We start from the raw sequence: 18684 nt of genomic DNA on the forward strand, positions 1-18684 counted from the left end.
AGATGATGTTGATGCCCCGCCTGATGCTGTTGCTGCTGGCCCTGAGCCCCCTGTCCACGCTGGCGGCCGCGCCGGTCGCCCTGGTCGAAGGCACCGACTACGAACTGATCGAACAGCCCGGCCCGTATGCGCCGCTGGCCGGCAAGGTCGAAGTGGTGGAAATGTTCGGCTACACCTGCCCGCATTGCGCGCGCTTCGAGCCGCAGCTGGAAGCCTGGGCCGCCAAGCTGCCCAAGGATGTGCGCTTCACCCCCGTGCCGGCCGCGTTCGGCGGTGTCTGGGATTCGTTCGCACGCGCCTACTTCAGCGCCGACCAGCTGGGCGTGTCCAAGCGCAGCCATCGCGCCATGTTCGAGGCGCTGCATGAAAAGAACAGCCTGCCCATGCAGAACGTCTCGCCGGATGAGCTGGCCGTGTTCTACAAGGACTACGGCGTGGCACCGGAGCGCTTCCTGGCCACCATCAAGGGCGATGCGGTCGAGCAGAAGCTGAAGGCCGCCCGCGCCTTCGCCCAGCGGACCAAGGTTCCCGGCACCCCGGCCCTGGTGATCAATGGCCGTTACCTGGTCAAGGGTGACTCGTTCGAGGCGCTGCTGCGCAATGCCGACGCCCTCATCGTCAAGGCCCGCAGCGAACGCACGCGCTGAGTGCAGGCTCGCTGAACCGTCACACACCGTCCACGCCGGACGCGCGTTGGCGCATGCCATCATTCCCCTCTGGCCGGCACCCCGGGTGCCGGCCCCACCATGTTCATCCGCTGGAGATGCCTAGATGAAGACCCGTTTCGCGATTTCGCTGCTGGCCCTGCTGCCGATCCTGGCGGCCTGCAAGGCCCAGGACGGCACCGCCAACACCACCGCCCCGACCGAACCGGCCACCCCGAGCAGCACCCCGGCCGCCGAGCCGGCCGCGCCGTCCACCGAGGCGCCCGCTGCCAGCGGTGACACCGCCGCCGCCGAAACCGCCGCTGCTGCCGCGACCACCCCGGCCCCGGCTGCGGCGTCCTCGCGCCCGACCGGCCCGGAGCCGGTGGCAGGCACCGATTACCTGCTGATCGAAAACGGCCAGCCGTTCCAGCCGGCCGCCGGCAAGATCGAAGTGGCCGAGATCTTCGGTTACGTGTGCCCGGCCTGCGCCGCGTTCCAGCCGCTGATCGGGCCGTGGAAGGCCGGTCTGCCGAGCGACGTCAACTTCGTCTACGTGCCGGCCATGTTCGGCGGTACCTGGGACAACTACGCGCGTGCCTTCTATGCGGCACAGAGCATGGGTCTGCAGGAAAAGACCCATGAAGCGCTGTATTCGGCCATCCATGCCGAGCAGACCCTGAAGGGCGAGCGCGGTCGTGATTCGGTCGAAGACATCGCCGCCTTCTACGGCAAGCACGGTGCCGACGCCAAGCAGTTCGCCAGCACCATGAGCAGCTTCGCGGTGAATGCCAAGACCAATGCCGCCAAGCAGTTCGCCCAGCGCAGCCAGATCACCGGCACGCCGTCGGTGATCGTCAACGGCAAGTACTTGGTCAAGGGCAAGAGCTTCCCCGACATGCTGCGCATCGCCGATCACCTGATCGCCCGCGAACGCGCCGCCAAGGGCAACTGATCCTTACCGAGCCTGCCACCGTCGTGAATTCCCCCACCACGCGGACCCTGCGCCTGCTGACGGCAAACATCCAGGCCGGCAGCAGCACCCGCCGCTACAGCGACTATGTGACCCGCAGCTGGTCGCATGCGCTGCCGGCGGGGCGCAAGCGCACCAGCCTGGACGCCATTGCCCAGCTGGCGCGCGGTCATGACATCGTCGGCCTGCAGGAGGCCGATCCGGGCAGCCTGCGCTCGGGCTTCACCAACCAGACCCACTACCTGGCCGAGCGCGCCGGCTTCAATTACTGGAGCCACCAGCCCAACCGCCGCATGGGCGGGGTGGCCTCCAGCGCGAACGGCCTGCTGAGCAGGCTGGAGCCGGTGGAAGTACAGGACCACGCCCTGCCCGGCCGCATCGGCGGGCGCGGCGTGCTGCTGGCCAAGTTCGGCGAAGGCAGTGAAGGCCTGGCCGTTGCCGTGGCGCACCTGTCGCTGGGGACCAACTCGCGGATGTCGCAGTTGGCCTTCATTGCCGACCTGCTTACCGACCATCCCAACGCGGTGCTGATGGGCGATTTCAACTGCCTGGCCGACCGCCCGGAAATGCAGGCGCTGTACCAGAAGACCACCCTGCAACCGCCGGGCTGCGCGGTGCCGACGTTCCCGAGCTGGCGCCCGGACCGGGCCATCGACCACATCCTGCTCAGCACCGGCCTGCAGCAACGCAGCGCCGAGGCGGTCCCGGCCGCGTTTTCGGACCACCTGGCGCTGGCCATGGAAATCGACGTCCCCAGCCACGCGCTGCGCTGACACGTCCCGTAGAGCGGGGCTCTGCCCCGCTGCACTTCGCATGCACCCCGACAGCCGGGCAGAGCCCGGCTCTACGCCCAGGTGCAGTGCCGCGCCCTCGCACGTAGAGCGGGGCTCTGCCCCGCTGCACTTCGCATGCACCCCGACAGCCGGGCAGAGCCCGGCTCTACGCCCAGGTGCAGTGCCGCGCCTTCGCACGTAGAGCGGGGCTCTGCCCCGCTGCACTTCGCATGCACCCCGACAGCCGGGCAGAGCCCGGCTCTACGGCCCAGGTGCAGTGCCGCGCCTTCGCACGTAGAGCGGGGCTCTGCCCCGCTGCACTTCGCATGCACCCCGACAGCCGGGCAGAGCCCGGCTCTACGCCCAGGTGCAGTGCCGCGCCTTCGCACGTAGAGCGGGGCTCTGCCCCGCTGCACTTCGCATGCACCCCGACAGCCGGGCAGAGCCCGGCTCTACGGCCCAGGTGCAGTGCCGCGCCTTCGCACGTAGAGCGGGGCTCTGCCCCGCTGCATTTCGCATGCACCCCGACAGCCGGGCAGAGCCCGGCTCTACGCACAGGTGCAGTGCCGCGCCCTCGCACGTAGAGCGGGGCTCTGCCCCGCTGCACTTCGCATGCACCCCGGCAGCCGGGCAGAGCCCGGCTCTACGCCCAGGTGCAGTGCCGCGCCTTCGCACGTAGAGCGGGGCTCTGCCCCGCTGCATTTCGCATGCACCCCGACAGCCGGGCAGAGCCCGGCTTTACGCCCAGGTGCAGAGCCGCGCCTTCGCACGTAGAGCGGGGCTCTGCCCCGCTGCACTTCGCATGCACCCCGACAGCCGGGCAGAGCCCGGCTCCACGCCCAGGTGCAGTGCCGCGCCTTCGCACGTAGAGCGGGGCTCTGCCCCGCTGCACTTCGCATGCACCCCGACAGCCGGGCAGAGCCCGGCTCTACGCCCAGGTGCAGTGCCGCGCCCTCGCACGTAGAGCGGGGCTCTGCCCCGCTGCATTTCGCATGTACCCCGACAGCCGGGCAGAGCCCGGCTCTACGTCGCTGCATCAGCCGGGCAGAGCCCGGCTCTACGTCTCTGCATCAGCCGGGCAGAGCCCGGCTCTACGTCGCTGCATCAGCCGGCCAGAGCCCGGCTCTACGGTTCCGACGGTCGCGTAAACAGCCCCTCCACAGCCGCTATGCGCTAATGCTCCGGGTCTGCCGAGTTCGGCATTGAGAGCCTTCCCTCCCCATGAGCGCTGTGGAGTCGCCTCCCTACGAGGTACGCACGCTTCGACCGGTCTTCCTGCTTGCCGCCACGATCGTGGCGGCATTTGCCATTCTGGTCGCCGCGTTTCCCATCCAGTCCGGCAGCCTGCTGCTGGATGCACAGACCTGGGCGTCGCGCAACGTCGGCTGGTACTACCTGCTGGCGATGACCGTGTACCTGGTCTTCGTGGTCGGCGTGGCCTTGTCCGGCTACGGCAACGTCAAGCTGGGCGCGGATCATGACGAACCGGAGTTCAGCTATCTGTCCTGGGCCGGCATGCTGTTCGCCGCCGGTATCAGCATCACGCTGTTCTTCTTCTGCGTATCCGAACCGCTTACCCATTACCTGCTGCCCCCGCAGGGCGGCGTGGGCGAAGGCGAGGCCAGCGCGCGCCAGGCGATGCAGCTGCTGTTCCTGCATTGGGGCCTGCACGGCTGGGGCGTATTCGCGCTGGCCGCCATGGCGCTGGCCTACTTCGCCTACCGCCACAACCTGCCGCTGGCGCTGCGCTCGGCGCTGTATCCGCTGATCGGCAAGCGCATCAACGGGCCCATCGGCTACACCGTGGATGCGCTGGGCATCGTGGCCACCGTGTTCGGGCTGGGCGCGGACATGGGCTTTGGCGTGCTGCACCTCAACGCCGGGCTCAACACCCTGTTCCCGGTGCCGCATGCGGCCTGGGTGCAGGTGGGGCTGATCGTGCTGATGATGGGCGCGGCGATTACCGTGGCGGTGTCCGGCGTGGAAAAAGGCGTGCGCTGGATGTCCAACATCAACATGCTGCTGGCGATCGGCCTACTGCTCTTCATGCTGTTCGCCGGCCCCACCCAGTACCTGCTCAACGCGCTCATGCAGAACATGGGCGACTACCTGGGCAACGTGGTCGGCAAGAGTTTCGATGTGTATGCCTACGGCGGACGTCCGGACTGGCTGGGCAACTGGACGGTGTTCTACTGGGCCTGGTGGATCGGCTGGGCGCCGTTCGTGGGGCTGTTCATCGCGCGCATCTCGCGCGGCCGCACCATCCGCGAGTTCGTGCTCGGCGTGCTGCTGATCCCGCTGGGCTTCACCCTGGCGTGGCTGTCGATCTTCGGCAACAGCGCACTGGACCAGATCCTGCACCATGGCCACGCGCACCTGGCGCAGATGGCGGTGGATAACCCGCCCACCGTGCTCTACGCGCTGCTGGAAAGCTACCCGTGGAGCCGTGCGGTCATCGCGGTCACGGTGATCGTCAGCTTCGTGTTCTTCGTCACCTCGGCCGACTCGGGCACGGTGGTGCTGTCCACGTTGTCCTCGCATGGCGGCGCCCCGGAAGACGACGGCCCGCGCTGGCTGCGCGTGTTCTGGGGCGTGATGACCGCGCTGGTCACCGCCGGGTTGCTGCTGGCCGGCAGCATGGACGCGCTCAAGTCGGCGGTGGTTCTGGCCTCGTTGCCGTTCTCGGTGGTGCTGCTGCTGATGATCTGGGGGCTGACCCGCGCCTTGGGCGAGGAGTCGCAACGGAAGAAGGCCTCGCAGTATTCACCGATCCCGCTGATCGGGCAGTCGCGGCACCAGCGTGGCTGGCGCCAGCGCATCACCCAGGCCGTGCATTTCCCGGTGCGCGACGAGGTGTACCGGTTCATGGACACCGACGTGAAACCGGCCATCGAAGCGGTGGCCGCGCAGCTGGGCGAACAGGGCCTGGACGTACAGACGAAGTTCGAGCCCGGCCAGATGGAACTGACCGTGGACCATGGCGAGCAGCAGGTGTTCACCTACCAGGTGATCATGCGCGGCTACCTCACCCCGTCGTTTGCTGCACAGCGCTTCCGCAACCTGCGCTACTACCGCGCTGAAGTGCATCTCTATGAAGGTGGACAGGACTACGAGCTGTTCGGCTACAGCCGGCAGCAGATCATCAACGACATCATCGACCAGTACGAGCGCCACCTGCAGTTCCTGCATCTGACCCGTTGAACCGCTGGTCTCCCGCTGCAAAGGAGTCATCGACATGCCTACATTCCCCGACCAACAGCTCTACATCGGTGGCCGCTACGTTCCCTCGCAGGGCGGACGCACCTTCGAGGTCGTCAACCCGGCCACCGGCGCGGTGCTGGCCAAGGTGCACAACGCCAACAGCGACGACCTCGATGCGGCCGTTGAAAGCGCGCAGGCCGGCCAGAAGGTGTGGGCCGCGCTGACCACGGTGGAGCGCTCGCGCATCCTGCTGCGTGCTGTCGCCCTGCTGCGCGAGCGCAACGACGCCCTGGCCGAACTGGAAACGCTCAACACCGGCAAGCCGCTCAGCGAAACCCGCAGCGTGGACATCGTCACCGGCGCCGACGTGCTGGAGTACTACGCCGGGGTGATGCACGGGCTGGAAGGCAGCCAGGTGCCGCTGCGCGACGGCAGTTTCTTCTACACCCGGCAGGAGCCGCTGGGCGTGGTCGGCGCGATCGGCGCATGGAACTACCCGATCCAGATCGCCCTGTGGAAGGCCGCCCCGGCGCTGGCCGCCGGCAACGCAATGATCTTCAAGCCCAGCGAAGTGACCCCGCTGACCGCGCTGAAGCTGGCCGAGATCTTCACCGAAGCCGGCCTGCCCGATGGCGTGTTCAACGTGCTGCCCGGCGATGGCGCGGGCGTGGGCACGGCACTGACCGAGCACCCCGGCATCGAGAAGATCTCCTTCACCGGCGGCACCAGCACCGGGCGCAAGGTGATGGCCAGCGCCTCCAGCTCCACCCTCAAGGAAGTGACCATGGAACTGGGCGGCAAGTCGCCGCTGATCGTCTGCGCCGACGCCGACATCGCGCTGGCCGCCGACGTCGCGATGATGGCCAACTTCTACAGTTCCGGGCAGGTCTGCACCAACGGTACCCGCGTGTTCGTACCGCAGGCGCTGCTCACCGACTTCGAGCAGGCGTTGAGCGAACGGATCGCGCGCATCCGCATTGGCGATCCGTTGAACGAGGACACCAACTTCGGCCCGCTGGTCAGCGCCGCGCACATGCAGCGCGTGCTGGACCACATCGCCAGCGGCAAGGCCGAGGGCGCGCGCCTGGTCTGTGGTGGCGAGCGGCTCACCGACGGTGCATTGGGCAAAGGCTGCTATGTGGCCCCCACCGTGTTCAGCGACTGCCGCGATGATATGCGCATCGTGCGCGAGGAGATCTTCGGGCCGGTCCTGAGCCTGCTGGCCTACCAGACCGAAGAGGAGGCCGTACGCCGCGCCAACGCCACCGAGTACGGCCTGGCCGCGGGCGTGGTCAGCAGCGACCTGAGCCGCGCGCACCGCCTGATCCACCAGTTGGAGGCCGGCATCTGCTGGGTCAACTGCTGGGGCGAATCGCCGGCGCAGATGCCGGTGGGCGGCTACAAGCAGTCCGGCGTGGGCCGCGAGAACGGCCTGGCCACGCTGCGCGCCTACACCCGCACCAAGTCCATCCAGATCGAACTGGACCGCTACGCGTCGGTGTTCTGAACCGGCCTGACAGGAGACCACCGCGATGAAGCGCGAATACGACTACATCATCATCGGCGCCGGCTCGGCCGGCAACACGCTGGCCGCGCGCCTCACCGAGGACGCCGGCGTGAGCGTGCTGCTGCTGGAAGCCGGCGGCCCCGACTACCGCCTGGATTTCCGCACCCAGATGCCGGCCGCGCTGGCCTACCCGCTGCAGGGCCGCCGCTATAACTGGGCCTATGAAACCGAGCCGGAACCGCACATGGACAACCGGCGCATGGAGTGCGGGCGCGGCAAGGGGCTGGGCGGCTCGTCGCTGATCAACGGCATGTGCTACATCCGCGGCAACGCGCTGGACTTCGACAACTGGGCCCGCTTCGACGGCCTGGAAGACTGGAGCTACCACGACGTGCTGCCGTACTTCCGCAAGGCCGAAACGCGCGACATCGGCCCCAACGATTACCACGGTGGCGAAGGCCCGGTCAGCGTGGCCACGCCGAAGAACGGCAACAACGTGCTGTTCCACGCAATGGTGGAGGCCGGCGTGCAGGCTGGCTACCCGCGCACCGACGACCTCAACGGCTACCAGCAGGAAGGCTTCGGCCCGATGGACCGGACCGTGACCCCGCGCGGCCGCCGCTCGAGCACCGCACGCGGCTACCTGGACATGGCCAAGGACCGTGCCGGGCTGGAGATCGTGGTGCATGCCACCACCGACCGCATCCTGTTCGCCGGCAAGCGCGCGGTGGGCGTGCGCTACCTGGCCGGCAATAGCGCCGAGCCGATCGACGCCACCGCGCGCCGCGAAGTACTGCTGTGCGCCGGTGCCATCGCCTCGCCGCAGATCCTGCAGCGCTCCGGCGTGGGCGCCCCGGCGTTGCTGGCGGCGCTCGGCGTGCCACTGGTGCACGACCTGCCCGGCGTGGGCGAGAACCTGCAGGACCACCTGGAGGTGTACATGCAGTACGCCTGCAAGAAGCCGGTGTCGCTGTACCCGGCGCTGCAGTGGTGGAACCAGCCGGCCATCGGTGCGGAGTGGCTGTTCGCCGGCACCGGCATCGGCGCGAGCAACCAGTTCGAGGCCGGCGGGTTCATCCGCACCCGCGACGAATTCGAATGGCCCAACATCCAGTACCACTTCCTGCCGGTGGCGATCAATTACAACGGCACCAATGCGGTCAAGGAACACGGGTTCCAGGCCCACGTGGGCTCGATGCGCACGCCCAGCCGCGGCCGCGTGCATGCCAAATCGCTGGACCCGCATGCGCATCCGTCGATCCTGTTCAATTACCAGTCCACCGACCAGGACTGGCAGGAATTCCGCGACGCCATCCGCATCACCCGCGAGATCATCGCCCAGCCCGCGCTGGACGAATACCGGGGCCGCGAGATCAGTCCGAGTGCGGACTGCAAGACCGATGCGGAGCTGGATGCGTTCGTGCGGGCGCGCGCCGAGACCGCCTACCACCCGTCGTGCTCGTGTGCGATGGGCACCGATGCGATGAGCGTGGTGGATGGCCAGGGCCGCGTACATGGCCTGGAAAGCCTGCGCGTGGTGGACGCCTCGATCATGCCGCGCATCATCACCGGCAACCTCAATGCCACCACCATCATGATCGCCGAGAAGATCGCCGACCGCATCCGCGGCCGCGCGCCATTGCCGCGCAGCACCGCGCAGTACTACGTGGCCGGGGATGCGCCGGTAAGGCGCTGACACGCCGGGCTCTGCCCGGCTGCTCCATGTTCCAACACCGCGCGCCGTAGAGCCGGGCTCTGCCCGGCTGCTCCACGTCCCAGCACCGCGCACCGTAGAGCCGGGCTCTGCCCGGCTGCTCTGCGTTCCAGAACCACCTAGCCGGGCAGAGCCCGGCTCTACGCCGCTGGCACCACCTAGCCGGGCAAAGCCCGGCTCTACGCCGCTGGCACCGCGCAGCCGGGCAAAGCCCGGCTCTACGCGCTTGTGACCGGTACGGCTGGCGCCACCCGCCGTGCCGTTACCGTGCTACCCACCGACGCTACCACCGTGCAGCCAATGGCCGCCCACTGCAGCGGGGTGAGGTGCTCGGCCAGCAGGCCCATCGCCAGCAACGCGGCCACCGCCGGTTCCATGCTGATCAGGATGCCGAACGTCTCCTTCGGCAGCCGCTTCAGCGCCATCATCTCCAGCGACATCGGAATCGCGCTGGAGACGATCGCCACGCCCAGCCCGAACAACAGGATCTTCGGGTCCAGCAAGGCCATGCCGGCGTGCGCGATGCCCACCGGCACCACCACCAGCGCGGCCGCGCACAACCCCAGCGACACCGTGTGCCCGGCATGCAGATGCCCTGCCCGCTTGCCGAAGATGATGTACATCGCCCAACAGGCGGCCGCACCCAGCGCGAACATCACCCCCACCGGATCCAGCGGCGCGCCATGGCCCAGCGGCAACAACAGCAGCAGCCCGACCACCGCGCAGCCCACCCAGACGAAATCGATCGGCCGGCGCGAGGACCACATCGCCACCGCCAGCGGGCCGCAGAACTCGATCGCCACCGCGATGCCGAACGGAATCGTGCGCAACGCCATGTAGAACAGCAGGTTCATCACCCCCAGCGTGATCCCGTAACGCAGGATCGCCCCGGCGTCGGCCCGCGTGGTGGTCCAGCGCCACGGTCGGAACACCGCCAGCAGCACCAGCGCCGAGAACCCCACGCGCAACGCGCTGGTGCCCTGCGCGCCGATCAGCGGGAACAACTGCTTGGCAAAGGAGGTGCCCACGGACAGGGCGGTGACCGAGCCGAGCACGGCCAGGACGGGAATGAGCGAAGCGTAGCGGGAGGTCGACATCCGGCCAGCATATTGCGTAGCGGCCGAAGGAGATGCTCAATTGCAGGGGCCTTCCTGCATGTTTCACTCACCCATGACCGCCGCGTACGCTCCCGACGAATTCGACCGCGCCATCCTGGCCATCCTGCAGCGCGACAACACCACCGCCCAGCGTGAGATCGCCGAGACGGTGCACCTGTCCGCGCCCGCCGTGCAGCGCCGGATCAAGCGCCTGCAGGAGGCGGGCTTCATCCGCGCCAATGTCGCCGTGCTCGACCAGAGCCGGCTCGGCCGCCCGCTGACCATCATGGTCGAGGTGCGCGTGAGCAGCGAACAACCGCATCGTGTGGCCCCGTTCCGCCGCCGCGTGCAGGACGACCCGGCCGTGCAGCAGTGTTATGCGATCACCGGCGACGCCGACTTCCTGCTGATCCTCACCGCCGCGTCCATGGAGGAGTACGAGGCCATCAGCGAACGCCTGTTCGGCAACGACGACAACATCGAGCGCTACCGCACGGCGGTGGCGCTGAGCACGCTGAAGCGGGGGCTGGACGTACCGCTGTAGGACGGCCGGCGCGCCCTTGTTGGGTGCACCAGCAACCCGCGTCCTCAGGGCACGCGCGTGAAGTGGATCGTCATCAGGATCGGCTTGCCGTCCTTGCTGAAAAAGGCCTTCGACTCGGTCATCCGGTTGCCATCGCCGGCCACGGTGTAGATACGCGTGGACGCCGGCGTGCCGTGGTCCACCAGCTGCATCACCAGCACGTTCGGCGCGGGCATGCTGAGCGAGGCCACGTCGGCGCCGTAGTTGCCCGCGATCGGGCCGGGCGTGCCATCCAGCGGCAGGGTGCTGTCGGCGGTCATCTTTCGGCCCTTCGGATCGACGATCTCGGCGCGGGTGGTCCAGCGGCCCGCGCCCGCATCCTTGAATTCCAGCAGCACACTCTTGGGTCGGTCGGCCGCCGGCATCGGCAGCGTGGCGACATCGATGGCCCAGCGCCCGGCCAGGGGGGACGCGGCAGGCGTGGCGGCAAACAGCGCCAGAGGCGCGGCCTGCAGCAAGGCCGTGGTCAGGCAGACGGTGAACATCCTCTTCATGGAAGCTCCTTCATGGATGAATGCACGACGTGAGCCGTGCACGGGGCAACGGTGGCAAGGTCAGCCCCGGATGGCTGCTTCAATCGCCGCTACATCGATCTTGCGCATGGTCATCATCGCCTCGAATGCGCGCCTGGCCACGCCCGGATCCTCGCTGGTGACCGCCTCGGTCAACACGCGCGGGGTGATCTGCCAGGACAGGCCCCATTTGTCGCGGCACCAGCCGCAGGCGCTTTCCTGGCCGCCGTTGCCGACGATGGCGTTCCACAGCCGGTCCGTCTCGGCCTGGTCGTCGGTAGCGATCTGGAAGGAGAACGCCTCGCTGTGCGTGAACGCCGGGCCGCCGTTGAGGCCGATGCACGGAATGCCGGCCACGGTGAAGTCCACGGTCAGCACGTCGCCCTGCCTGCCCGACGGAAAGTCACTGGGCGCATGGTGCACGGCGTTGACCGCACTGTCGGGAAAGGTCTGGGCGTAGAACGTGGCCGCGTCCAGCGCGGTGCCGTCGAACCAGAGGCAGATCGTATTCCTGGCCACCATGGCGGTCTCATGCAGCGATCAAGTGCGGCCAGCCTACGACCGGGGATGTTAAGCGGTTGCCCTGCAGGACCGGACCCAGGCGTGGCAAGGCCTTGGGCGATATCCGGGGGCGGCCCGGCAGAACCGTTCGAATTGCTGATACGACTGATTCGCATTAACATGGCGTTATCCCGTCCGCGCCAGGGAGGCGCTGCGGCGATCAGTGCCTGCGCCCGCGCCTTGTCCTGCAAGGCCTCCGCGAGCCGCGTGCTGACCCCCCACCCACTGCAGCACGCCAGGCCACCGAGGATGTCGGCCATGTGCGTGCTGCCGCCCTGGAACCGCCAATGACCCGTTCTTCCGTTGTGCTGCCCCGCCTGCTGCCGCAGGCCCGCCTGACCCAGGCCCTGCTCGCTGCGCTGTGCGCGCTGGCCGCTGCCCCCGCGTTCGCGCAGGACGCCCCAGCCGACGCCACCACCCTGGACAAGGTGGTGGTCAAGGGCGAGCGCGCCGAAGGCTACTCCGTGCGCAAGACCTCGGCCGGCACCCGCTTCGACCTGGCCCCGCGCGAGATCCCGCAGTCGGTGAGCATCATCAGCCACCAGCGCATCGAAGATCAGAACCTGGACGACATCCTCGACGTGCTGGCCAACACCACCGGCGTCAGCAGCACCCAGTCCGATACCGAACGCACCGAGTTCTACGCCCGCGGCTTCTACATCGACAGCTACCAGTTCGATGGCCTGCCCACGCAGATGGTGCAGAACTGGAGCTACGGCGATTCCGGCTTGGACCTGGCCCTGTATGACCGCGTGGAAGTGGTGCGTGGCGCCACCGGCCTGCTCAGCGGCGCCGGCAATCCCTCCGCCTCGGTGAACCTGATCCGCAAGCATGCCGACAGCGCCGAGCTGACGGGCACCGTGTCGGTCAACGTGGGCAGCTGGGGCCGCACCCGCAGCACGGTGGACGTGACCGCGCCGTTGAACGCCAGCGGCTCGGTGCGCGCGCGCGTGATCGGCAGCTACCTGGACACCGACGCGCAGATGGACCGCTACAACCAGCATAAGACGCTGGGCTATGCGGTGATCGACGCCGACCTGACCCCGGACACGCAGTTGAGCGTGGGCTACGACTACCAGCAGAAGCGGGCCAACGGCGCCACCTGGGGTGGCTTCCCGATGCTGTACTCCGACGGCACCTCGACCGGCTACGACGCATCGTTCAACGCCAGCCCGAACTGGACCTACTGGGACACCACCAGCAAGCGCGCCTTCGCCACGCTGGAACATGGCTTCGCCAACGGCTGGACATTCAAGATCGGTGCAACGCACGACGAGAGCAAGGCCGACGACAAGCTGTTCTACCCGGCGTATAACGACTGGACCTCGGGCGCGTCGAACTTCGACAAGACCACCGGTGCCGGCATCTCGCCGTCGGCCGGCTTCTACAACACCGAGCGCAAGGTCAACGCGGTCGATGGTTTCGTGGACGGTCCGTTCCAGCTGTTCGGCCGCGAGCACCAGTTCATGGCCGGCCTCAGTTACAACAAGCGCGAGTACGCCAACTACGGCGACTACCAGGTAGGTGGCGCAAATCTGCCGTGGGATCCCTTCACCAGCTACCTGAACTGGAATGGCGACATCGCCGAGCCGAACTGGAATGCGCTTGCACTGGCCAGCCGCGGCACCATCACCCAGAAGGCCGGCTACGCCGCCACCCGCCTGTCGCTTGCTGACCCGCTGAAGCTGATCATCGGCGCGCGCTACACCGACTGGAAGAGTGAAGGCGAAGACGCCGACCGCTCGCACAAGGTGACCACGCCGTATGCCGGGCTGGTGTTCGACATCAATGACACCTACTCCACCTATGCGTCCTATACCGAGATCTTCCAGCCGCAGATGCTGAAGAACCGTAACGGCAGCTACCTGGACCCGGTGGACGGCAAGAGCTACGAAGTGGGCGTCAAGGGTGCATGGTTCGACGACCGCTTGAATGCCTCGCTTGCCGTGTTCCGTATCGAGCAGGACAACGTGGGCCAGTCCACCGGCGAACCGGTGGTGGGCGGAACGGGCGGCGAAACTGCCTACATCGCCGCACGCGGCACGGTGAGCCGGGGTTTCGAGTTTGAAGTGAACGGCGAACTGGCCCCGGGCTGGAACGCCACCTTCGGTGCCTCGCGCTACGTGGCCAAGGACATCAACGACGCGGACATCAATACCAACCTGCCGCAGACGACGATCAAGCTGTTCACCAGCTACACCCCGCAATCGCTGACGGCGCTGACCGTGGGCGGCGGTGCCAACTGGCAGAACCGCATCTACTACCCGGTGCCCGCGTACGGCCGCATCGAGCAGGAGGGCTACGCCCTGGTCAGCGCCTTCGTGCGCTACCGCATCTCGCCCGAGTTCAGCGTGCAGGCCAATCTCAACAATCTGCTGGACAAGACGTACTTCTCGCAGATCAACGGCTACGGTGCGTACGGCGACGGCCGCAACGGCTCGATCACGTTCAACTGGTCGTTCTGACCGGTCATTGACCGCAAGCGGACACCAGAGCGCCGGGCATTGCCCGGCGTTCTGCGTTCTGCACGACGCGCGGGGAATGCGCACCCACGCATGGCGTGGCTCTACCGGCTGCGGCGCGGTGCGTCGCGCGGCCACGCCTGGCCGGGCGCCGGTAGTGCCGGCCGCTGGCCGGCAACCTCATGAACGATGACGGTCTTGCCTGGTTGCCGGCCAGCGGCCGGCACTACGGTCGGGCGCGCAGCAGCGCCAGCCCGAAGCCGATGAAGATGGTGCCCACCACGCGATCAAACACCTTGCGCAGGCCCGGGCGCGCCAGATAACTGGCCAGGCCGCGCCCACCGGCGGCGTACACCGCGTACCAGAACATCTCCATCAGCGCGAAGGTGCCTACCAGCACCACGAACTGCGGCAGCTGCGGCTGGCCGAGGTCGACGAACTGCGGCAGGAACGCCGACGCGAACAACAGCAGCTTGGGGTTGCTGATGCCGATGATGAAGCCATCGCGGAACAGGATGCGGCGCTTGCTGGGTGCGATCGCCGCGGTGCTGCCCACATCGATCGGCGCATCGCCGCCACGCCAGGCCTTGATGCCCAGGTAGACCAGGTAGGCCACGCCCGCATAGCGCAGCACGTCGAACACCAGCGGCGAGGCTTTCAGCACCGCACCCAGCCCGGCCGCGGAGATCGACAGGGCCAGCACCAGCGCGGTGAGGCAGCCGGCCATGGCCGCCACGCTGCGACGGAAGCCGACCCGCACGCTGCGGGTCATCACGTGCAGCATGTTCGGCCCCGGCGTGCCGCACAGGACGAACACGGTGACGGCGAAGATCCACCAGGTATGCAGGTTCATGGCAACTACGTTCGGAAGGGGGCAGACCCGGGCTCTGCCCGGCTGCCCATGATGCCTGACGCCACCGCCAGCGGCCGTCCCGCCCCACACAATGGCCGGCACGCGCAACAGATTTGTCCGGCTGCGATGGGCACGGCCAGCCACGTAGAGCCGGGCTCTGCCCGGCTACTGCCAGCATGGACAGCCGGGCAGAGCCCGGCTTAACGTGGTGCCACCGGCCACGGCCCGAGTGCCGGACCGTGGTCGGTGGGTCAGCGCCCGATCAGAACCGCAGGTCCGCGCGCAGGTACCAGTAGCGACCACGCGGGATGTCGTAGGTGGACGCGTCGTAGCCGTTGAGCGAGCACGACAGGCAGATCGGCGGATCCTTGTCGAACACGTTGTTCAAGCCGGCGCTGAGCTGCAGGCCCTTCATCCAGTCCACCTTGTAGCCCACCTGCAGGTCATGGAAGGTGGTGGCATCAAGCGTGTTGGTGCCCTCCTGCTGGTTGCTGCACACCGGGAAGGCCACCGCGTCGCCGCAGTCCTCGGTCAGCTCGGAGATGTGCCGCACGGTCCAGGAGGCGCTCCAGTTGGCCCGGGCCCAGCTCAGCGTCGCGTTGCTGGTCCACTCCGGGATCGAACTGTCGGCCACTTCCACGCCCGGCTTCTGCGGCTGCCGCTGGCCCGCCGCGCCCAGTGCTTCATAGCGCCCCACGAAAGTGTTCTGCCAGCCCAGCTTGAACTGGCCGATGTCGCTCTGCGGGAACGTCCAGAACAGGTCCACGTCCCAGCCGTCGGTCTTGATCGAGCCCAGGTTGGTGAGCCGGTTGTTGAAGCTGCTCACCGCACCGGTGGACGCGCGGCTGATGCCCTCGCAGTAGACCGGATCCAGCGTTTCCACGCACAGGTCCAGCTGGGTCTGCGCGTTGATGGCCTGGATGGCGCCTTCGATGGTGTGGCGGTAGAACGTCACTTCCACGTCGAAGCGCTCCGACCATGACGCATCATTGCCGAACCACGGGCTCCACACGAACCCGGCGCTGAAGCTGCGCGAACGTTCCGGATCCAGTTCGGCGTTGCCGCCGGTGGTGACCGAGATCTGCGAGTTGGCCTGTTGGAAGCCGGTCGGTACGCCGAGCGCGGCGCAGTTGGCCGGATTGCCACGCGGTGCGGTGCCGCCCAGGCCGATCGAGCACGGGTCGAACAGCTGCAGGTCGGCACGCGCCGCCGAGCCATACAGCTCACCGATGGACGGTGCGCGGAAGCCTTCGGCGTAGCTGGTACGCAGCACGAAGTCATTGGTCACCTGCCAGCGCAGGCCGTACTTGGGGGTGAACTCGCCGCCGAAGGTGGAGTAGTCCGAGTAGCGCCCGGCCAGGCTCAGGTCGAGCTTCTCGCCGATCGCGCTCTTGGCGAAGATCGGCACGCTCAGCTCCAGGTACGCTTCATTGACGTCGTAGGAACCGGACGTGGGCAGCGACGGCACGCCGTTGTAATGGCCGATCACCGTGAGCGGATCGGGATCGTAGCGGCCCTCGTACTTGCGGTACTCGTAGCCGGTGGCGAACGACACCGGGCCGGCCGGCAGGTTGAACAGGTCACTGCTCAGGTTGGCGGTGAACAGGCTCAACTCGTTCTGGCTGCGGTCGCGCACCACCGGCTGGATCCAGTCCAGCATCGCCGGGGTGATCGACCCGGCGCCCCCGAAGATGTTCAGCGGCACGCAGCCGGGCGTGGCCGCGCATACCGCCGGGTCGCCCAGGGCCATGTTCACCTTGAAGATGTCATAGCTGCCGTAGTTGGTCTGCTCGGCCTTGTTCTTGCTGTACATGCCGTTGACGTCCCAGAACCAGCTGCGGCTGCCGGCCTCGAACTGGCCCACCAGGCCGGTGGCGAAGTACTGGGTGTTGACCTCCTGCTCGAAGATGCGCGCGCCGCCTTCCACCGGGCGCCGGCCGATCAGGCTCATGTTGCCCGAGGACACCAGGTCGAACCCGAATGGGTTGTATGGGTTGAGTGCGGACACCACGATGTTGTCGGCCAGCGGGTTGCCGGTGGCGCCATCGGGGCCGAAGAACAGCGGCTCCGGGCCGGCTTGGTTGGTCGATTCGCGGCGGTTGCCCAGCGCCTTGATGTACCACTGGATGTTGTCGGTGATGTCGAAACGGAACTGGCCAAAGATGCCCTTACGTTCCGACGGCGTCAGCACCATGTTGTATTCGGCGAAGTTGAAGCGGTCGGCCGAGGTGAAGCAGTGGTAGTCGTCGGTACGGCTGCAACCGGCACTGCCGTCGTAGCGTGGGTTGCTCACCCCGGTATTGGGCACGATGTCCTGCTCGGCGCCGGTGTTGGGGTCGACGAAGGCGAAGCGGCCCTGCGGAATGCCACCGCTGCCGAAGGCCAGCCCGGTGCCCGGGATCGGGAAGCGCGACTGCTCGCGGTCGCGCGCGTACACCGGGTCCTGCTTGGTCCAGCTGGCGCCCAGGAACAGGGTGTAGCGGTCGCCGCTGGTGCCCCAGGCCAGGTCCACGCCCTTCTGGGTGCCGTCGCCCTTGCTGTACTCGCCGTAGTTCAGCGTGACCTGGCCGCCATCGAATTCGCGCCGGGTGATGATGTTGACCACGCCGGCGATGGCGTCGGAGCCGTACAACGACGACGCGCCGTCTTCGAGCACTTCGATGCGCTCGACGATCGCCAGCGGAATGGTATTGAGATCGGTCGCCGCGCCCACGCCGGAGGCCGAGGATTCGTTGACCCAGCGGATACCGTCCACCAGCACCAGCACGCGTTTGGCCCCCAGGTGGCGCAGATCGACCTGGGCCGAACCGGCGCCCACGCCGCTGCCGTCAGGCGGGAAGCCGAAGTTGCCGGAGGAATTGAATTTGGCGTTCAGCGCCGACCCGGACCCGGTGAGCTGCTGCAGCACTTCGCCAATGGAGTTCATGCCGGTGCGTTCGATCTCGGCCCGGGTCAGGGTCTGGATCGGCACCTGGCCTTCCACTTCGGCGCGCTTGATGCGGCTGCCGGTCACCTCGACGCGGTCCAGCTCGGTGGTGGTACGGGGCGCTTCCTGCGCGCCGGCCAGCGCGGGCACTGCCAACAACAGACACAGCGATACAGCGACCGCCAAGGGGCGGTAGTGCAGGTCGTTCATTCGCTCTCTCCACAAAGGAATGTTGGTCTGGGCTGCCGCACCCCCTGCATGGCGGCAACGTCTCCTTTGTAAACAAACGGTAAACGGGCCGACGTGATGGCCGACACTCTTTCACGCGGATGCGACAAATCCGAACAGGCAACATGCCCGCCCTGCAAGGCTTTCGAGAGGCCGTCGTCGCTGCGTACCGCGCAACGAGGCGTGGTCTGGAACTGACGCAACACGGATCAACGCGCGTGCACGCCGTTCAGTCGTCCGAGTCGATCCCCAGGCCCGACATCAGCCCGGCGTTGTCCACGGCAACCATCACCTCGGCCAGGGCCTGGTAGTCGGTGTCACCGGTGGTGCGCAGCCGCACGGTCGGGCGCTGCTGCGCCGGCAGGGTGGAAAAGGCCTGCAGTTGCGCGGCCACTGCGCCCAACGGCAGCGGTACGCCGTTCCAGCGCAGGTGATTGGCCGCGTCCAGCGACAGTTCGATCGGGGGCGGATGCGGCGCGTAGGCCTCCGGACCGCACCATGTTCCCTGCGGCAATGGCAGGGCCAACGGCCGCTGCAGCATCGGGAACGTGGCCACGACCACCACCAGCACCACCAACATCACATCCACCAACGGCGTGAGGTTGGGCATGGCGATGGGGCCGCCGGGCCTGTTACCTGGAAAAACCATC

The 18684-nt window shown here is 67.6% G+C and carries 14 protein-coding genes; 8 read left to right on the forward strand and 6 right to left on the reverse strand.

All coding sequences use genetic code 11. The features are described from left to right. The first annotated feature begins 2 nt into the window (after window positions 1–2). The 6 genes from GQ674_RS16160 (at window position 3) to betA (ending at window position 8794) form a co-directional block, all read left to right on the forward strand. Window positions 3–647, forward strand: a complete 645-nt coding sequence (locus GQ674_RS16160) for a thiol:disulfide interchange protein DsbA/DsbL (RefSeq protein WP_159497889.1) — start codon at window positions 3–5, stop codon at window positions 645–647. Window positions 648–771: 124 nt separating this feature from the next. Continuing rightward, window positions 772–1599 (forward strand): thiol:disulfide interchange protein DsbA/DsbL, encoded by an 828-nt coding sequence (locus GQ674_RS16165; protein ID WP_159497890.1) that lies wholly within the window; start codon window positions 772–774, stop codon window positions 1597–1599. A gap of 53 nt (window positions 1600–1652) precedes the next feature. Continuing rightward, window positions 1653–2390: an endonuclease/exonuclease/phosphatase family protein gene (locus tag GQ674_RS16170; protein ID WP_181394082.1), complete on the forward strand. Its 738-nt coding sequence runs from the start codon at window positions 1653–1655 to the stop codon at window positions 2388–2390. A 1221-nt stretch (window positions 2391–3611) separates the two neighbouring features. Further along, complete coding sequence (betT, locus tag GQ674_RS16175) at window positions 3612–5591, forward strand: choline BCCT transporter BetT (RefSeq protein ID WP_128097979.1); 1980 nt, start codon at window positions 3612–3614, stop codon at window positions 5589–5591. A 34-nt stretch (window positions 5592–5625) separates the two neighbouring features. Further along, window positions 5626–7098, forward strand: a complete 1473-nt coding sequence (gene betB / locus GQ674_RS16180) for a betaine-aldehyde dehydrogenase (RefSeq protein ID WP_159497891.1) — start codon at window positions 5626–5628, stop codon at window positions 7096–7098. Window positions 7099–7123: 25 nt separating this feature from the next. Next, window positions 7124–8794 carry a choline dehydrogenase gene (betA, locus tag GQ674_RS16185; RefSeq protein WP_159497892.1) on the forward strand — a complete coding sequence of 557 codons (1671 nt, stop codon included), beginning with the start codon at window positions 7124–7126 and terminating at the stop codon, window positions 8792–8794. A 236-nt stretch (window positions 8795–9030) separates the two neighbouring features. Here betA and GQ674_RS16190 read toward each other — a convergent pair whose 3' ends face one another. After that, a complete protein-coding gene (locus GQ674_RS16190; RefSeq protein ID WP_159497893.1) occupies window positions 9031–9909 on the reverse strand; it encodes an EamA family transporter in 879 nt (292 codons plus the stop codon). 73 nt (window positions 9910–9982) lie between these two features. Between GQ674_RS16190 and GQ674_RS16195 the strand changes: the two genes are divergently transcribed. Further along, window positions 9983–10453 (forward strand): Lrp/AsnC family transcriptional regulator, encoded by a 471-nt coding sequence (locus GQ674_RS16195; RefSeq protein ID WP_159497894.1) that lies wholly within the window; start codon window positions 9983–9985, stop codon window positions 10451–10453. A gap of 44 nt (window positions 10454–10497) precedes the next feature. On the opposite strand, the gene GQ674_RS16200 is transcribed toward GQ674_RS16195, so the two are convergent. Then, entirely contained in the window at window positions 10498–10962 is a 465-nt protein-coding gene (locus GQ674_RS16200) for a LuxR family transcriptional regulator (RefSeq protein WP_159499506.1), read from the reverse strand. An 84-nt stretch (window positions 10963–11046) separates the two neighbouring features. Then, window positions 11047–11526, reverse strand: coding sequence for a VOC family protein (locus GQ674_RS16205; protein WP_159497895.1), 480 nt, complete (start codon window positions 11524–11526; stop codon window positions 11047–11049). Window positions 11527–11852: 326 nt separating this feature from the next. Between GQ674_RS16205 and fhuE the strand changes: the two genes are divergently transcribed. Continuing rightward, the gene (gene fhuE / locus GQ674_RS16210) at window positions 11853–14030 is read left to right on the forward strand and encodes a ferric-rhodotorulic acid/ferric-coprogen receptor FhuE (RefSeq protein ID WP_159497896.1); all 2178 of its coding nucleotides are present in this window, start codon (window positions 11853–11855) and stop codon (window positions 14028–14030) included. 223 nt (window positions 14031–14253) lie between these two features. On the opposite strand, the gene GQ674_RS16215 is transcribed toward fhuE, so the two are convergent. The 3 genes from GQ674_RS16215 to GQ674_RS16225 form a co-directional block, all read right to left on the reverse strand. After that, window positions 14254–14880 (reverse strand): LysE family translocator, encoded by a 627-nt coding sequence (locus GQ674_RS16215; protein WP_159497897.1) that lies wholly within the window; start codon window positions 14878–14880, stop codon window positions 14254–14256. 262 nt (window positions 14881–15142) lie between these two features. Beyond that, the gene (locus tag GQ674_RS16220) at window positions 15143–18016 is read right to left on the reverse strand and encodes a TonB-dependent receptor (RefSeq protein WP_159497898.1); all 2874 of its coding nucleotides are present in this window, start codon (window positions 18014–18016) and stop codon (window positions 15143–15145) included. Window positions 18017–18263: 247 nt separating this feature from the next. Beyond that, the gene (locus GQ674_RS16225; protein ID WP_159497899.1) at window positions 18264–18644 is read right to left on the reverse strand and encodes a biopolymer transporter ExbD; all 381 of its coding nucleotides are present in this window, start codon (window positions 18642–18644) and stop codon (window positions 18264–18266) included. Window positions 18645–18684: the final 40 nt, after the last annotated feature.

The organism is Stenotrophomonas sp. 364 (assembly GCF_009832905.1).
GTDB classification, from domain to species: Bacteria; Pseudomonadota; Gammaproteobacteria; order Xanthomonadales; family Xanthomonadaceae; genus Stenotrophomonas; species Stenotrophomonas maltophilia_AP.